The sequence below is a fragment of the Neisseria sp. P0008.S004 genome, assembly GCF_051962755.1.
Taxonomy (GTDB): domain Bacteria; phylum Pseudomonadota; class Gammaproteobacteria; order Burkholderiales; family Neisseriaceae; genus Neisseria; species Neisseria subflava_A.
On sequence record NZ_JBQCUZ010000007.1, the window covers coordinates 1 to 15190 of the forward strand.

The window sequence follows — 15190 nt, forward strand, 5'->3', positions numbered from 1 at the left end:
GCGCAAACCAAACGTAACCGATATTTGTCGAAGACCCGTTATGTGGTCGAACAAAGCTTCGGTACACTGCACCGTAAATTCCGCTATGCCCGGGCAGCCTATTTCGGTCTGCTCAAAGTAAGTGCGCAAAGCCATCTGAAGGCGATGTGTTTGAACCTGTTGAAAGCGGCTAACAGGCTAAATGTGCCTGTTGTTGCTTAAAAGGCGGCCCGGATGCCTGATTAATCAGGTATCCAAGGGGAATTAAGGGGATATTTGGGTAAAATCAGTGGATATTCGAAACAAAAACAGCCGAAAACCTGTGTTTAGGTTTCGGCTGTTGGGGGAAAGGAATTTTGCAAAGGTCTCAGACTCATTAAAAGCACAAAAAAGGCCGTCTGATTTTTTCAGACGGCCTCTATGGTTTAAAAAGATGATAAGGCTATTTCCCGGCTACTTCTTCATCTTTTATAAAATCCGATACGCCATGAACACAGCGGATTTTGCGTTCCGACAAGGTTGCCTCCAACAAGGCATCGTTTTGCGGCAAAGAATCGCGTTCTGCCTCATTGTGCCAGAGGTGGTACGCAATGCCGGCAAATTTCAAATTATGGCGTTTCATCCCGTTATGATAGCAACGGGCGACAAATTCGCTGTCTTCCCTGCCCCAACCGACAAAGCTATTGTCAAACCCATTGACGGCAAGCGCATCGCTGCGGAAAAAGCCCATATTGCAGGTTTTGATGCCTTTATGTTTGCGGTTGCCTTTTCGGCCTGCCAATTTGGCCAAACAACGGCAGCGCAGGGCGGAAAGCCGTTTTTCTATCCCTGAGCTGAACATAGACAAAGCAGGCAAATCGCCTTCATCCAAAATATCCTGCGTTTTATCCTCAGTCAAAATCACGCGGGAACCCTGTATCAAACGGCCTCTGCGGGCAATCTTCAAATGATCGGCGATAAAAGACGGATCCAAAACCATATCGCCGTCAATCAACACAATATAATCGCTTTTCGCCTGCGCCAACGCACGGTTGCGCGATTCGGCAGCACGAAAGCCTCTATCCGGCTGCCATGAATGCTTAACGGGAATACTTGTCCTGCGGCGGATAAAATCAACCACTTCGGCGGTTTCCTGCCTTGAGCCGTCATCCGCGACAATAATCTCATCCGGCAGACGGGTTTGCGATAAAGCCGATTTCAACACCAGCTCCAAAGCATCGGGGCGATTGTAAGTGGTGATGATGAGGGAGACGGTTATCGTGCGGTTGCGCTCGTAGAGTTTGACATATTTGTAATACGAACCTTGTGCGTTGGAAACTGAAATCGTCAGGCCGTCCGCACCATAAGCAAAACCGCGCTTGAGCAGGTAATTTTTCACAAACGATACGCCGCCATGCAACAAAGCCTTAAACGGCGAACTGTCTTTCTTGAAGCGGTTTTCTTCCGCATACAGTGAGCTATACTGCTGCATTTTCTGAATCAGCCCTTCGGCGTTTTCAAAAGAATAATGTTTCAGACGGCCATCGAGTTGTTTAACCTTGGCTTCCTGCGGCAACACCAAAGACTCATGCACCTGACGGTCGGAAAAACGGCTAAATCTGCGATGATAAAGGCGCGGAATAATATCCGGATACCAGCCGCAGCCTTTAATCAGTCTGCCGTGGTAATGGTTCAGACGGGAAAGCGAAAAAATATGTTCCTTCTCATTTTCCAAAACGGCCGCACGAATGGATTCGATTAAAGCCTCATCCGCCACTTCATCACTGTCTATGCTGAAAATCCAATCGTTTTGCGCCAGTCTGGCCGCCAGATTTTTCATCGGGCCAAACCCGATAAAGTCATGCTTGTAATAGCTGACATTGGGAAAGCCCTTAGCAATTTCAAAAGTACGGTCGGTCGAGCCGTTGTCCAACAGCAGGACTTCGTCAAAGTCTTTCAGCGCACTCAAAACTTCTGAAAGATAACGTTCTGAATTTTTTACCAACATGGCGGCGGTTGCCGGAATTGTGTGCATCATAAAAAGGCCGTCTGAAAAAGGAAGCTGTATTTTAACCGATATACCGCTACAATATGTCCTCCTTTTTTCAGACGGCCTGACCCATGCAGCTTATTCTTGCCCCCATGCAGGGTAATGCAATATTTTATTAAATTAATATATAAATCAAATATTTGAACAATTTTTACAAAAAAAAGGTGCAAAAAAGGTGCAAATGAAATAAAAATATTTTCAAAAAATATCTTGCATTACCGCATTATGTGCGGTAATATACACACATAGACAGACAACAAGTCTGACACCGCCACCTTGACGGAATCAAGGATAAATCGAAAGGAAATCAAAATGTTCAAACGCGTTATCATCTTCACATCTTTCAACGGCTTTGAAAAAGTTTCTCAAACTGAAAAACGCCGCCTTGCAAACATCATCAATTCTGAAGTTTCTATCATCAATGAACACTTGGCAGCCAAAGCAACCATCGAATCACTTGACGGCCAATACCGCGCTTTCTTGTTCAATGATGAAGCCCCTGCGATGGCTGAATTTGTTGAGAAACTGAAAGCATTTGCTGAAAGCTCAGACGGCGTTTCAATCCGCGCATGGGAAATTGAAGAAAGCAAATACAATAGCTTACCGTTGAAACAAAAAGACTTTTTGGCTACTGCAAACGGCAATAAAATTTTTGAAGCATAATAGACAGGCCGCCTGAAATATGGCGGCTTTTTTGAAAGCAAATCATGAGCAAGAATAATATTTTCAACCGATACCCTGCAATTATTCACGGCGAAGCACGCGCTGAAACAGACGAATTTGTCGTTCATACGCGATACCCTCGCTTCTTGGCACGGAAATCACTAGATGACAGATACACGGGAACAATACCGAAAAAGCCTGTCAACGGCGATATGGTCGAAGACAGCAAGACAGGCCGCCTCGCCTACCGCTCGAATATCGGTCTTTGGCTGTCGGACTTTATCTTTTTAGACAACAACCGCCCTGAAGTTACAGCGGAATGGCTAGACAGCCTGAAAAAAGTATGCGACCAAATCACGGCAGACGATTTGATGTTGTCAGAAGATGGGGATTTTTATGATTGAGAATTTCGAACTTGGCTACACGCCAAACAATCTAAAGGCATTACGCCGAAGATATGGGCTGACACAGCAACAAGTAGCCGACATTACAGCGTCAACATTAAAAACCGCACAAAAATGGGAAACAAGCCCAAATATGAGCAGTTTTGCGAATATGCCTCACACTAAATGGCTTAAACTGTTGGAATATTTGAAGAATAAATGAGAAAAAGGCCGCCTGAAATCTCAGACGGCCTTTGTTTACTTGAACGTATCAGATAACGCCTTGTGCCGCGCCTTGCAGTCATTGTACAAGCCGATGACTTGCAACGACCACGGCAACACATCCGCGCCCGTACCGCCCTCAAGTTTAGGCAGATTCGGGCATGGCTGCACAAGGTCAGCCGGCGGTTTAATTGCCGTCGGCAACGGCGGCGTTGATGACTGACACGCCGTCAGCATCGACGCACACATTGCGATAAACGACACGCTCAATAAGCTTCGGAACTTGCACATAACGCACCCTCTCTTTCTCTTCACGAACCGCTTTGTCGGCTTGATACATGGCAGACGATTCGCGGTCTTGCTTCGCTTTCTCGATAGCGGCATCTTTCAGACGGCCTGAAATTTCCGCCGCCATTGAATCACGTCCGCGCCGGTATTGGGCAACATGGTCGTATTGCCATGCAAAAACAATCGAAACACAAACAACCAAGGCCAACACAAACCGCCAGTTTTTCAACATCCCGGCAATCATACAGTCTCCTCTTTACCAAGCTTGGCACGCTCAATTTCGCGCATTTGCTGATAATTCTTAAGCTCTCGATCAGCGTGTTCAAAGCCCTTCAAATCCGCTTGCTCACTCGCCTGCTTGAGCTTGGCTTCCCATTCTTTAATTCGCGCATCACAAAATTCGATAGGACTCATAATCACGCCTCACTTGCACCATGCGCGGCGGTTGCTGTAACAGATGACAAAACATAACGTTCAGGCGTGGGGCTAGACGGCACCGGCTTACCATCAACCAATTTAGACGGCCAATAGTAACCGTCAATATCCGCCGCATTGAACGGCACGATAGACACAGTATTGCCTTGGTTGCCACCAAGTCCCAAAATCTGATCTTTTGCATTTTTGCCGACCACAAAGAACACATGGCCACCGCCTTTTCGGGATTTGACCGCAATGCAACCATAAGCAGGTTTTTCCAGCTTCGTTAGCCCAGCACTTGCCCACGCTTTGGCACGGTACCAATCCTTAATGACCGCGCGGCCACTCTTGCCTAAGCAATAACCAACAAACAAGCCACACCACGGCGTTTCATCTTCAAAGTACCAAGACTTTGCCGCGCCGGGAAATGTCACCATATCTTTCAACCATTGCACGATTGTTGGGTTATGCACTTTAGTGCCGACAATCTCTTTTAGTCCAATGTGTTTTTTTGCCTCTTTAATCCATTCCAACTCTTGCATTTTTCGTTCTCCAAATAAAAAAGGCCGTCTGAAAATCAGACGGCCACAAGACCTAAATTTTATAAAAAATGTGTCAACGGCTTATTTTCAATATTCGCCGGAGCGAAGCGCATTAATTCTTGCTTCACAGTCCTGCAAATTATGCCTGAATACCGTATTCGGTCATCAATGCAGATACTTTTTCGGCAACTTTGGACAGGTCGTTCTGCACGAATTCAACCCCCGCACCAACAACCATATTACGGGCAGTATTTCCGTGGGTGTTTGTACCTACGCGAATTCGGTCAAACGCCACACCTTTGAGCGTGATAACTGCGACATACCATTTGTCAAGCCGATAAGCCTCAGTCGGGACAATCTCTTTACCATTGATTGTCACGCCAGCGTAATGACGCAGTTTGAATCCACCACTCTCTTCAATAGCCGAAATCAAACCGATATTTTGAACCGCTGCTCCATTGAGAACAGACAGCGCATAAGCAGCGGCATTACCAGAACCACCTTCCAAATGTTTAAACGGAATAATAATCGCCGTATCACGACTGCCATCAGATGACAATCCTTCTGTCTCAATAAAGCGCGTACCCTTACCCTCCGAAAAAGAAGTGACCATCACTTTATGACCGCCATCCTCTTTAAATGCGCCAGCCCAACCGACAGGCTCACCCAAACGCTCGGAATTAATCACTGACTTCATCTTGGCTGATTCCTGACCAACCGCCGAAACAGCCGCCGCCGTCGCATCTACGCCGTCAAACGTGAATTTGACAGACGTTTCGGTCTTGGCCGCAGGCTGGCTTTGCGCCTGATCGCTATTTGCCGGCGTAGTCTGTATCGGAGCCACAGGTGTTGTCGGTTGTGCAGTAGCTGTACCGCCCTGATCGTTACTACTATCTGCTGCCAGTGGTTGTGCCTCCGTTGGCGTACCAGCAACTACTTGTCCATCACCACGACTCGAAGACTCAGAAGGTTTAGGAACCTCAGTTTTTTTACCCCCTGCCGCAATCAGATCCATCACGCGCAAAGATGCGTTTACACGGTCTGTCGGCGACAATGAAGTAGTGTAAAACTCTGCACCCTCAAAGAAATCGCCATCAACTTGACCATTGCCGTCAAATCTTGCACCAAACGAAATATAATTTACATTTGGTTCAAATGTGATTGCCATTGTGTAGATTTTTCCTAAAGTTAATTCAGAACCGTCATACATAACACCATCAATATGGAATCCTGTTTTAGTGAACTTGAATGTTTTGTCCGTAGTTCCTTTAACTACTACTGCCCCACCGCCGGCAATTTTATCCGGAGTCCCAGCAGTACCTGCACCAATAAAGTGGAGTCCGGTTGTTACACGAGTAGATGTACCCAAACTATTAATACGGAATGGGAACACCAAAGTGCTTCGACCTGCGGAATTGGTTGTACCTAAATCCCAGCGAGGATATACACCAGATGAGGCAGTAGGTGCGTAGAAACGTGCTTTAGCAAACTTAGGTGAGCTGGTCTTATCTACCAAGTGAGTCCAACCTGTTTTTGGAATATACTCACCAGCACGAACCAAACCACCTTCACCCACAGCATTCGGAACAGTATCATCAGTTGCTTTATCCCAATCCAACAAGACATTAGGCAACGGAGGTGTTCCGCTTGAGGTAGGTCGTTTGTAGTTTGCATCCCATCCACCTGATGTAGCAGGTTTGGTAGGAGCAGGTGTTGCAGTGTTTTCAGTAGGTTTAGGGTCTGTTGTAATAGTATTGGGGATAGTGAGGATAGCGCCTTTATCGTCAGTAACACGATTGTTGACCCATGTTACATTGGAACGAGACACATTAGTCTCATTTAACAGCAGTGCAGGCAACAGTTGCGAAGCAGACTGTTTAACCCAAATATTGTCTTTAACCAATATTTTAAACTTACTTGGAGCATCCCCGCCTGCCAAACGAATTTGACTTTTAGCGAAATCACCTACACGGATACTATTACCCACTATCTCATTAATCCCGGTTCGTACCTGTGCATCGAAACTAATGAGAGATACCCATCCACTTGGTTTAGTGATTTCAAAAATATTCCGGCGAACACGGATACTTTGAGTAATTTCACCAACTTTGCTTTCTTCATCAAAATACAATGGCACGTCAGTAACTTCTTCGAAATAACATTCGTTATCTTCAAACAAGATTTCACCAACACCATTAACGGCAGTATCATACCCTTTAGCAAAGAGAATGTTAGTAACTCGTTTGCCTTTGATAATGTTTTTGCTGATGTTTGTTTTAATCACAGAACCATTGTCATCTTCGCGGCTTGCCACGATAAATGCTTGATGCGCGCCCCGACCATCCCACGAAATACCGCTAATGTAGTTCTCTGTTGCCTGCAAATCAACCACATCAGGTACTTTATAAGTTTGGATAGCCGCTTGAGGGTTAACCTCAAAACGTACAGCACACCATCGGTAGTAATCGGAGTTTTTTGAATCTGTCCAAGCAGTATGGTCATCATCCACAGACAATCGGAAGTCAGGGTCTTGGATAAATACATTCCGAGTAATATAGCATTTAGACAGAGGATACCCACGACCTTCGATTGCAATACCGAAGAAGCGATTACCACGAGAAGTGTTATTGCGGAACTCGCTGGTATATGCGTCATGTACATCCAAACCCTTACGGTAGTTACGTTCCACCAAGTTTTCAGTAATTACACAATCTACGTTAACTGAACCACTAGCAAGAACAACCCCATACCCAGTACCACCATCCTTTTCGTGTCCGTTATAGTGGGCAGAGTTGTTAAATACCTGCATATCAACTTGGTTTTGACCCATGATACCGGCAACACGGTTATGGTGAGAGAAACAGTTTTTGACAACGTTTCCGCGACCATGTGCAGTCAGACCGTCTTTAGTAATTTCGCCTTTATACCATTTAGCGTTTTGTTTATTGATTTCATCCCCTGTTGCGGAACAGATAATGCCGCAACGGTTCGCGCCCAATACCTCCACGCCGTCGATTACGCTGTTAGTTGTAGCGTCGTACATTAAGCCGTGAACCGAGCCAAAATAACTTGTAAAGATATTGCCAGGGTAGTCTTTCGGACTCCAGTAGAAAGTACCTTTGTACCAAATGGTACAATCTTTGGTAACGAAACCGTCTTTCTCTTCGGCAACAATAACGGATTGCGGGCGTGCATCAGTCAGGTTGGTATTCGCATTCCAACGCTCTGATTGCTCGTACTCCGCAATGAATACGGTTCTGCCCATACCATCCCCCTCAATCCCTTTTACATTTGGGAAAGAGGTGGAGTTAAATCGAATACCTTTATTTAGCTTGAAAACACCGGCAGGGAATTTGGCTACCCCTTTTGCAGCATTAGCCTCATCTAAGATTTTAACTACATCTGCATGGGTATATTCTTTCAAATTAGAGACATCAACGAATGGCTTTGTCTCTTTATGGGATTTACGGAAACCAACTCCCATATTGGCACCGATAATATTCCCACCCACGAGGATATTTTCCATTGCATAAATATCCTTAGATGCATTGACTTTACCTTTATCAACAACCTGAACAGGCGCAGTATTGCCCTGTTCAGCAGGCTTTGTAGTCGCATTACCGCCTTGCTCGATAGGCGGTTTCCCATTTTTATTACCCAATCCAAGACGAATAAATTCCGCCGATACTGCCGCCGCTACTTTTTTATCTACCTCATCATCGGTTACCCCGACTGACAGCATATCCAAAAACTGTTTAAAGGTCGTTGAGGCAGGAAGGGTGCCGTTTTTCAAACCTTCTTCGTAAATGCTTTTTTGACCATCAATTACAATAGGTAGGTTTTGCACCACCGCGCCGATAATCGTTCCACCCGTCTTAATCGTCATATCAAACTCCTAAATCAGCCGCCAATTTCAGACGGCCTTCAAAAATTACTTTAATTACCCCGTGCACATTGACCTTGACCTCATAATCGGCAACCGACCATGTAAGCATTTTGGTATCAGATGGTTTCAAAATCACCGACAGACCATCATCTGTAACATCCAAATTAAAGCTCATCGGCAATCCATAAATCGGTCGGATATTCAAAACCGCCGACTCAATAACGGAAAGCTTTAAAATCTTTCCCGACGCATCCACAGGGCGAAATAAAAGCGGCTCATGAGTGCCGCGTTTCAAATCAAAATCAACCTTAACAATATTCATAAAACACCCAAAAAAAAGCCGTCTAAATTTCAGACGGCCGTGTGTTTACTATGCCAAAATTTCCACTTCCGGCTTCGCCAAGTGCGTTGACCGAAATACAAGCAAATTCCGATATCCAAGAATTGCTTGCCCATCATCGGGTACATCCCGACCGAACATGCCTTATAAAACGTCCAAATCGACCCGCCCAAAATAAACAAAAAAGCCCAGCCTTCAAAATCCCAAATGCCGCGCTTTCTTTCGTTTAATCGGCAAATCATCATGTACGCGACCAAGGCCGCAGGGGCAACTGACAAAACCAACATCATTTCTTCTTCCTCCGCGTCAGACGGACGCTCAAAATCCAATCGACAATTTCGTCGGCGTGTTTCTCAAACGACGGCCACAACACCCGCATCACCTTCAAAACCAACTGCCAGCACAAACCGACCATGACCGGAGCGGCGACATGCGCCAATGGCGTTTTTTGTTCCGCCAACTCCGGCATTCCAGCCGCCGCCTTACCAAGCACGATATGCACCAACACAGGCGCGAGCGCACCGCCCAACAAGCCGCCGATAACGGTATAAGATACCGCCATCCATCGGCTTTGAGGCGCACTGACCATCGTTACCGCCGCCGAAGCCATCGCCCCAAGGACAACAGCGTCAATCGGCATACCTAAAAAATGACCTGCCGCGACCGTACCCCCTAAAGTATACATAGCGACAGGCGTGACCAATGGTTCGGACATTTCCCCACTCCCGTTATTTACCTTCAATAAGCTCTGCCCCTGCATAAGGGCTGTTTGTATTTTCCGCCGATGCGACAGACGTCAGCGCCCAGTCAATAAAATCAACCCCGCGCGGGGGCGCGCCGTTCAACGTCAACTGCAATGAACTGACTGCACGCTTATCTTGCTCAAAGCAAGGCTTGTTATACCAACTTCCGATTGTTACCGAATAAATTTTATAGGCGTAATCTAAAGACATAGACGTAACCGTATGAAATTCGACCGGCACTCCGGTTTGTTCGTCTGCCATGCTCTTTTGAATTCCAACCAACTGTTTTTCAGCCATAGGGATCTCCTAAAAAAATACCGCCTAAACCATTTAGACGGCAATACGTTAAAAATTAGGCGACTGGCACATCACCCAATTCTCAGGTGCAGGTTCGCGGCTCATATCTCCATGATTGGCTGCCTGCGGAATTAAAATTTCTAACGAATGATCGGAATGTCGGTATCCGCAACCACCCCAAAAAACAGCTTCACCATATCGGCTGGTATTGTAGTTCAACAGATTTCCCAACTGATTCATCAATGCAAAAGCGTTTTTGAACTCATTTTCCTGTCGCTGCGCCCATTCATTTCCCATTTGCTCATACCATGCGCCAGCCGCATTACTTCTTGCCAAAGATTCAGTTTGCAACTCTTTAGCCAAAGCATCTTCAGCCTTCTGAATATGTTCCTGATAATACTGAGTCTCAGACACAGGGTTCGCTTTACTGTAAAAAACAATATCGCCGGCGCGGACGACCTTTGAAATTTCGAGCATCTTATTATATTGACGATAAGATGCCGCCAAATTTTCCGACATCCGCGCATTAAATGCCGACAACAGCCCAACCTTGAACGACTGCCATTTCGATAAATTAAAACGCGGATCACCATCCCATGCGTCTTTTAAATAATCGGAATATTTGTAATTCAAAATCGGCTGATACCGAGGGATATTATCCAAATTCCAACGAAATACCTCATCAGGAGTAGGCGACGGGGTGCGGATTCCATGAGCCTGCCAAAGACTATGAACACCCGCGCTCATACCCGGTTTAATTTTCTGACCAAGCAAAGCGTCCACAGACTCAAAGCCCATTATCCCAACAGGCTGACAGACACGGTTGAACAAATAACCACCAGTAACAACATATTTGTATCCGCCACCGGACTCAATCTTCTGAATTGCACTCATTGCGGGATTCACATTCCCCAACAACTTTAAAGGCTTCATACTGCTGTTGTACTGCTCATACTTCAGATCGGCATCAGGACTGCCCTCCAAATAAGCCGCCAACTTTTGGCGCAAAGATACATCCTCGCCGCTTGTCAGTGTGCCAATCATATTAAATACACTATCGCGCGGCTCATTTTTATTGATGTGCGAAGTAAAAAACCACCTTGCCCGCTCAATCTGACCCGTTATCAAATCAGATGGTCGGGCAGGCAGTCCAAAAGCCTCTGCCGTTGCCGCCGAATCCCCCTTTGCCATCACATAATTGAGCAAAGGCGGCGAAGGGTTATACATATCAAGCCCAAATTCATCGTATTGCATTACCGTCGAGCAACGGCACAAATACTGGTATGGCAAGCCGGCTGTTTCATAAAAAAATATCTCCAATTCCGTACCGCCGGTCATCTCAATCATCAAATATCCGGCACCCAGCGAAACATTGCTATATCCGCTATGCTCATGGACGACAGTTGCCTTACTGCGAAAAGACATGGTAACCGGCAGCCCGGAAACAGCATTCTGCCGCAACTTTGATTCTCTCAATACAAAATTTCGCTTTTCATCATCAGATAACTGACCCCGAATATGCCTTCTCAACAATGCCGCATTTTGAATATCCCCGCCAGACTTCAAAGCATGGCACATCAATTCCGCCATCTCCCATTTTTCAGCATCATACCCGCTGCCCCATCCGTGAATAACTGACGGGATAATACCTTTCGCATTACGCAATAAACCCACACCGCCATACAAAGGCAATAAAAATCTAATGCCCTGATTGAGCGAGTTATAAAATCCCGAAGACACAACCGCGCCGGTAGGGAGGTCAAACCGAATCGGCTCAATCGCCCCCAAATGCGCCGCAAACGGCAGATTTTTACTACCGTCCCCAATGGTTAATTCTTGACCATCTTCGGCAACAACCCTAAGCAAAGATGGATGGACACCCTGATTAAATGGGTAACGCAATTTCAGACGACCTATATATCTCGGTACAAACACACCGTAATTACATAAATCAACCCCGCTGTCGTTATAAATCGACAACCCCCAGTCATCAGTTGAAATAGCCATAAAGTAAATTCCGTCCAGCAAACGCACCGCCGCCAAAATACATATCAGGCCAGTTGCGAGAGTGATAAAAATTATGCGCCCAGCAAAGCATCCCGTTTTTGATATAAACAGGCGACAAATGCTCGACATCCGCAGGGCCATTTGAATGAGACTGCGGCATTAAAAAGATACCTTTAAAAAAATGGCGGCGAGGGAAAAGCATATCGATAGGAACCATCCCTGTCTCAGCATTGCCAAGATACAGGATACCTTCCACAACTAAAGACGATTCCAAATTCAAATCAATCTGATTACCCCCGCTATCGAAGCAAAATAACCCATAGTCAGTCATAAACTACCTTAATCCGGGTCGATACCCTAAAAGAATACGCAACCCGCCCGTACTGTCTCGCGCGACAAACCCATGTTGATTCAGGACGACGCTACCGCCGCCCGCAGAGACGGAAGACTGAAATCCGCCGTCAGGATTGACGGCAAAAGTCCCCATCCGCAACGTACCCGCAACAATCGTCGGCGACTGAATCGTCTGACTTGCCGCGATATGCCGACCGTGAATTGTACCGTCTGCAATCAAATCGCCATTCAGACCAAGCGTTGACCGTCCGTTTTTCACTTCAACAACCATCGCAGGCACGATCTGATTGCTGTTCGGATCAACAAACATAACCTTATCGGCCATCATCATGATATGACCTTCGGCTGTCTTGCTGTTCGCACCTACCGCAATACCGGAAATCGCCCGACGACCATTGCCGAATGCTTGAGTCTGTAACGAATACAGGCTCTTCATATTGCCTTCCAAGTCACTGACGACCTTTTTAACTTCGGTTACGACGGCCGTGTCAATTTTCAGCGTCTTGACTTCCTGCTTGACCTGCTCGGAAATTGCCCGACGGTCTGCCTCGCCCAAACCTTTCGGCTGATTGACCAAAGCAAACAAATCACGCGACAGCTCGTCTTGAGTGATGCGACCACGCATTTGCGCCAAAATCGGAGCAGGGTCAGGATCAGAACGACCCGACACAGCGGCGGAAAACTCCCCCGCATTACCGGCATTATCGACAATACGCACCCAAAAATAAAAAGCGTCCGTTACCGAAACACCTGCAAGCGTGTAGGTCGTTTGCGGATACGCAACCGTCGCCAATTTTGTTGCGACTTCAAAATTATTTTCCCGCGCATACCAAATTTCAGACGACACATTCTTCATGACCGTATCGGGCAGATACCAGTCAAGCTGCACCGCGTTCATCTTCGCCGTTGCCCGAACACCGCTTACCGTGTAATCAACACTCCAACCTTTCTCAATCGGAGAAGACAACACCCCGCGCGCATTCCGCCCGCGAATTTCCGCGCGATACTGACCATTTGGCAGGTTTTCCAGCGAAAGATCAGCCGTCTGAGCATCAGGAATATGACGGTACAGCTTATTATTGCGGTAAATCTTAATATCATAAGATAAAACGCCGCCGTCAGCCGCTAAGTTATCCCACGAAATTAACAACTTATCTCCGTCCGACTTCACATCAGGCAAAGACAGTTTTGGTATAGCTCCGTGAAGCGTCGTAACATCTGTATCAAACCGCGCGCGGTTATCCACAGCCTTGTATTTTTTCGGGTCGTGCAAAATACCCGAAACCTCAAAAGTACCGTCGGCGGCGTTTTCTTTCGTCCCGATAACCCGATACAGGCGCGGTTTGACGCGTCCAATTAATACCCAAACGCCGCCAGCCGCCGCATCGACAACCTCAGCAAGCTCTAAGCGGTTTTTAGCAGGCTGAGCCATCACTTTCAGCGACTTGATACCCGCCGCCGTTTCGACAGACAACTGCTTACCGACCGCATCATCGACATCGCGGTCAAGCGTTACCGACAAGCCCGAAACATCAACCAAACGACCCGATACTTCCGCGCCCGCATAATCGTTGTCCATGATTTGAACAACGTCATACGGCAAATGGCGCAAACCCTCACGACCAACGGTAAACTTGATTGCCGACTGTTGCCGCAACTCCGTTTCCAGCATCCACGCGCCGTATCGCGCCGCCTGACCGCGAGAATCGCAGCCAAACGCCGTGATTTGCTTGATGTTCAGACCATACCGCTTGATTGCCTGATGGTCTTCGACGTATTCCGTTTTTGTTCGGTATCCGTCATATTTGTCCACATACTGCACGATGACCGCAGTCGTAATCGACTTGTACGGAACGCCCGAATACGCAAACAGCCCGTCTTTGACATTGCTGTTGTTGTACATGGCAACAGGATCGGAATCAGCGTCCATCACCAAAGAAAAACGGCTACCATCCCAAACAGGCAGCCCTCGGAACACACTCGCCAAATCCAGCAAGAACTCCCCCGCCTGACGGCGATTGGTAATGTAGGCATTACAAACAAAACGCGGTTCTTTGCCACCGAAGCCGTCATCGACCAACTCATCGCAGTATTTGCCGACTTGGTACAGCGTCCATTTATCAATGTCCATCGATTTCAGACGGCGCGCCAAAGTCGAGTAGCGCGGCTGCGTCAACACATCATAAAAGACCCAAGCCGGATTGTTCGTCCAAGCCTTTTTAAACGAGCCGTCCCAAACCGTCCCCGAATACGTCCGAGTTTCAGGGTTATAGTTAGACGGCACATTGACCAACATCCCGTCAATCAGATAATTTCGGCGTGGGTTATTGCTGCCGAACTGGTCGGAATCCATCGCCAACGCAGCCAATGCCGTATGCGGATAGCTCAATTTCGCATCGATAATTTCGACATAGCTGGCGAAATACGTTTTATTGACTACCTTGTCAGTATTACTATCAGGCGTAGCCCGGGATACACGGATATTGAACGGGGCAGGCGGCAGATTTTCAAACAACACATCCTGATAATATATGCCGCTTGATTTTTCAGTAAATTCAACCGTCTTAGACGCATGAACACCCTTATTGTCAATAACTTCGACAACCATTGCCGTTTGAGCCGGATTCGTATCGCCGTTGTCCTCAACGCGGTAATTGCGCTCGACGCCGACCGTTACCCGAAGGCGGCTGACCAACTCATCAGACACCGCACGCACCACCTGCGCGCGGTTTTTGACCTCGACCGACACAGGCACTGCACGCTCCGAAGCATCAAAGCCCGGAATATAAGTTTGATCAGGCGTACCGCGCTGGAAAAAGCCGACCACGCCCTTAAAATTAAAAGACCCGTCAGGATTCTGAACAGGCGTATCATCAAAATAAACAGACTTCCACGGCTTATCGTTGCCATTGGCGAAACCCCTGATTTCGCCCTCACAAATCGCGTCGATAATCCGCAAAGACTGCGCCGAATTCAACGTATTCGGAGCCTCATACGGCGTAGATGCGCCGCCACCTGATTTACCGCCCATTCCAAAATC

Annotated in this window: 16 protein-coding genes; 4 read left to right on the forward strand and 12 right to left on the reverse strand. The window is 47.0% G+C overall.

Features of this window, described 5'->3' with window-relative positions; translation table 11 throughout:
* Positions 1-201 (forward strand): transposase (locus ACTHSW_RS08170; protein WP_440373832.1); only part of this gene is annotated, 201 nt, incomplete at its 5' end.
* 220 nt (positions 202-421) lie between these two features.
* Here ACTHSW_RS08170 and ACTHSW_RS08175 read toward each other — a convergent pair.
* Positions 422-1996, reverse strand: a complete 1575-nt coding sequence (locus ACTHSW_RS08175) for a glycosyltransferase family 2 protein (RefSeq protein WP_107791896.1) — start codon at positions 1994-1996, stop codon at positions 422-424.
* A gap of 324 nt (positions 1997-2320) precedes the next feature.
* Here ACTHSW_RS08175 and ACTHSW_RS08180 point away from each other — a divergent pair, with 324 nt between their 5' ends.
* The 3 genes from ACTHSW_RS08180 to ACTHSW_RS08190 are packed head-to-tail and all read left to right on the forward strand — an operon-like array spanning position 2321 to position 3277.
* A complete protein-coding gene (locus ACTHSW_RS08180; RefSeq protein ID WP_440373833.1) occupies positions 2321-2671 on the forward strand; it encodes a hypothetical protein in 351 nt (116 codons plus the stop codon).
* 44 nt (positions 2672-2715) lie between these two features.
* Positions 2716-3075: an anti-CRISPR protein AcrIIC2 gene (locus ACTHSW_RS08185; protein ID WP_440373834.1), complete on the forward strand. Its 360-nt coding sequence runs from the start codon at positions 2716-2718 to the stop codon at positions 3073-3075.
* Complete coding sequence (locus ACTHSW_RS08190; protein WP_440373835.1) at positions 3068-3277, forward strand: XRE family transcriptional regulator; 210 nt, start codon at positions 3068-3070, stop codon at positions 3275-3277. The genes ACTHSW_RS08185 and ACTHSW_RS08190 overlap by 8 nt, the downstream gene beginning before the upstream one ends.
* Positions 3278-3312: 35 nt before the next feature.
* On the opposite strand, the gene lysC is transcribed toward ACTHSW_RS08190, so the two are convergent.
* The 11 genes from lysC to ACTHSW_RS08245 all read right to left on the reverse strand — a co-directional run bounded on the left by lysC (position 3313) and on the right by ACTHSW_RS08245 (position 15181).
* Positions 3313-3567, reverse strand: coding sequence for an Rz1-like lysis system protein LysC (lysC, locus tag ACTHSW_RS08195; protein WP_440373836.1), 255 nt, complete (start codon positions 3565-3567; stop codon positions 3313-3315).
* Positions 3464-3808, reverse strand: coding sequence for a hypothetical protein (locus ACTHSW_RS08200; protein ID WP_440373837.1), 345 nt, complete (start codon positions 3806-3808; stop codon positions 3464-3466). The genes lysC and ACTHSW_RS08200 overlap by 104 nt, the downstream gene beginning before the upstream one ends.
* Positions 3805-3978 carry a hypothetical protein gene (locus ACTHSW_RS08205; RefSeq protein ID WP_250578849.1) on the reverse strand — a complete coding sequence of 58 codons (174 nt, stop codon included), beginning with the start codon at positions 3976-3978 and terminating at the stop codon, positions 3805-3807. Before ACTHSW_RS08205 ends, ACTHSW_RS08200 begins: the two co-directional genes overlap by 4 nt.
* Positions 3979-3980: 2 nt before the next feature.
* Positions 3981-4523, reverse strand: coding sequence for an NlpC/P60 family protein (locus ACTHSW_RS08210; RefSeq protein WP_440373838.1), 543 nt, complete (start codon positions 4521-4523; stop codon positions 3981-3983).
* Between the two features lie 139 nt (positions 4524-4662).
* Complete coding sequence (locus tag ACTHSW_RS08215) at positions 4663-8409, reverse strand: right-handed parallel beta-helix repeat-containing protein (protein ID WP_440373839.1); 3747 nt, start codon at positions 8407-8409, stop codon at positions 4663-4665.
* Between the two features lies 1 nt (position 8410).
* Positions 8411-8731, reverse strand: coding sequence for a hypothetical protein (locus ACTHSW_RS08220; protein ID WP_440373840.1), 321 nt, complete (start codon positions 8729-8731; stop codon positions 8411-8413).
* A gap of 304 nt (positions 8732-9035) precedes the next feature.
* Entirely contained in the window at positions 9036-9464 is a 429-nt protein-coding gene (locus ACTHSW_RS08225) for a hypothetical protein (RefSeq protein ID WP_440373841.1), read from the reverse strand.
* Between the two features lie 13 nt (positions 9465-9477).
* On the reverse strand, positions 9478-9789 hold the full coding sequence (locus ACTHSW_RS08230; RefSeq protein ID WP_440373842.1) for a hypothetical protein: 312 nt from the start codon (positions 9787-9789) through the stop codon (positions 9478-9480).
* 48 nt (positions 9790-9837) lie between these two features.
* Positions 9838-11796 (reverse strand): hypothetical protein, encoded by a 1959-nt coding sequence (locus ACTHSW_RS08235; protein ID WP_440373843.1) that lies wholly within the window; start codon positions 11794-11796, stop codon positions 9838-9840.
* The gene (locus ACTHSW_RS08240; protein ID WP_440373844.1) at positions 11780-12127 is read right to left on the reverse strand and encodes a hypothetical protein; all 348 of its coding nucleotides are present in this window, start codon (positions 12125-12127) and stop codon (positions 11780-11782) included. The genes ACTHSW_RS08235 and ACTHSW_RS08240 overlap by 17 nt, the downstream gene beginning before the upstream one ends.
* A 3-nt stretch (positions 12128-12130) precedes the next feature.
* Positions 12131-15181, reverse strand: a complete 3051-nt coding sequence (locus ACTHSW_RS08245) for a host specificity protein J (protein ID WP_440373845.1) — start codon at positions 15179-15181, stop codon at positions 12131-12133.
* Positions 15182-15190 lie beyond the last annotated feature (9 nt).

Bases quoted from the DNA above. Each gene is read 5' to 3' on its own strand.
- lysC (WP_440373836.1), bottom strand. From the start codon at position 3,567: ATGTGCAAGTTCCGAAGCTTATTGAGCGTGTCGTTTATCGCAATGTGT.
- ACTHSW_RS08190 (WP_440373835.1), top strand. From the start codon at position 3,068: ATGATTGAGAATTTCGAACTTGGCTACACGCCAAACAATCTAAAGGCA.
- ACTHSW_RS08235 (WP_440373843.1), bottom strand. From the start codon at position 11,796: ATGGCTATTTCAACTGATGACTGGGGGTTGTCGATTTATAACGACAGC.
- ACTHSW_RS08210 (WP_440373838.1), bottom strand. From the start codon at position 4,523: ATGCAAGAGTTGGAATGGATTAAAGAGGCAAAAAAACACATTGGACTA.
- ACTHSW_RS08240 (WP_440373844.1), bottom strand. From the start codon at position 12,127: ATGACTGACTATGGGTTATTTTGCTTCGATAGCGGGGGTAATCAGATT.
- ACTHSW_RS08175 (WP_107791896.1), bottom strand. From the start codon at position 1,996: ATGATGCACACAATTCCGGCAACCGCCGCCATGTTGGTAAAAAATTCA.
- ACTHSW_RS08220 (WP_440373840.1), bottom strand. From the start codon at position 8,731: ATGAATATTGTTAAGGTTGATTTTGATTTGAAACGCGGCACTCATGAG.
- ACTHSW_RS08185 (WP_440373834.1), top strand. From the start codon at position 2,716: ATGAGCAAGAATAATATTTTCAACCGATACCCTGCAATTATTCACGGC.
- ACTHSW_RS08215 (WP_440373839.1), bottom strand. From the start codon at position 8,409: ATGACGATTAAGACGGGTGGAACGATTATCGGCGCGGTGGTGCAAAAC.
- ACTHSW_RS08225 (WP_440373841.1), bottom strand. From the start codon at position 9,464: ATGTCCGAACCATTGGTCACGCCTGTCGCTATGTATACTTTAGGGGGT.
- ACTHSW_RS08245 (WP_440373845.1), bottom strand. From the start codon at position 15,181: ATGGGCGGTAAATCAGGTGGCGGCGCATCTACGCCGTATGAGGCTCCG.
- ACTHSW_RS08180 (WP_440373833.1), top strand. From the start codon at position 2,321: ATGTTCAAACGCGTTATCATCTTCACATCTTTCAACGGCTTTGAAAAA.
- ACTHSW_RS08205 (WP_250578849.1), bottom strand. From the start codon at position 3,978: ATGAGTCCTATCGAATTTTGTGATGCGCGAATTAAAGAATGGGAAGCC.
- ACTHSW_RS08230 (WP_440373842.1), bottom strand. From the start codon at position 9,789: ATGGCTGAAAAACAGTTGGTTGGAATTCAAAAGAGCATGGCAGACGAA.
- ACTHSW_RS08200 (WP_440373837.1), bottom strand. From the start codon at position 3,808: ATGATTGCCGGGATGTTGAAAAACTGGCGGTTTGTGTTGGCCTTGGTT.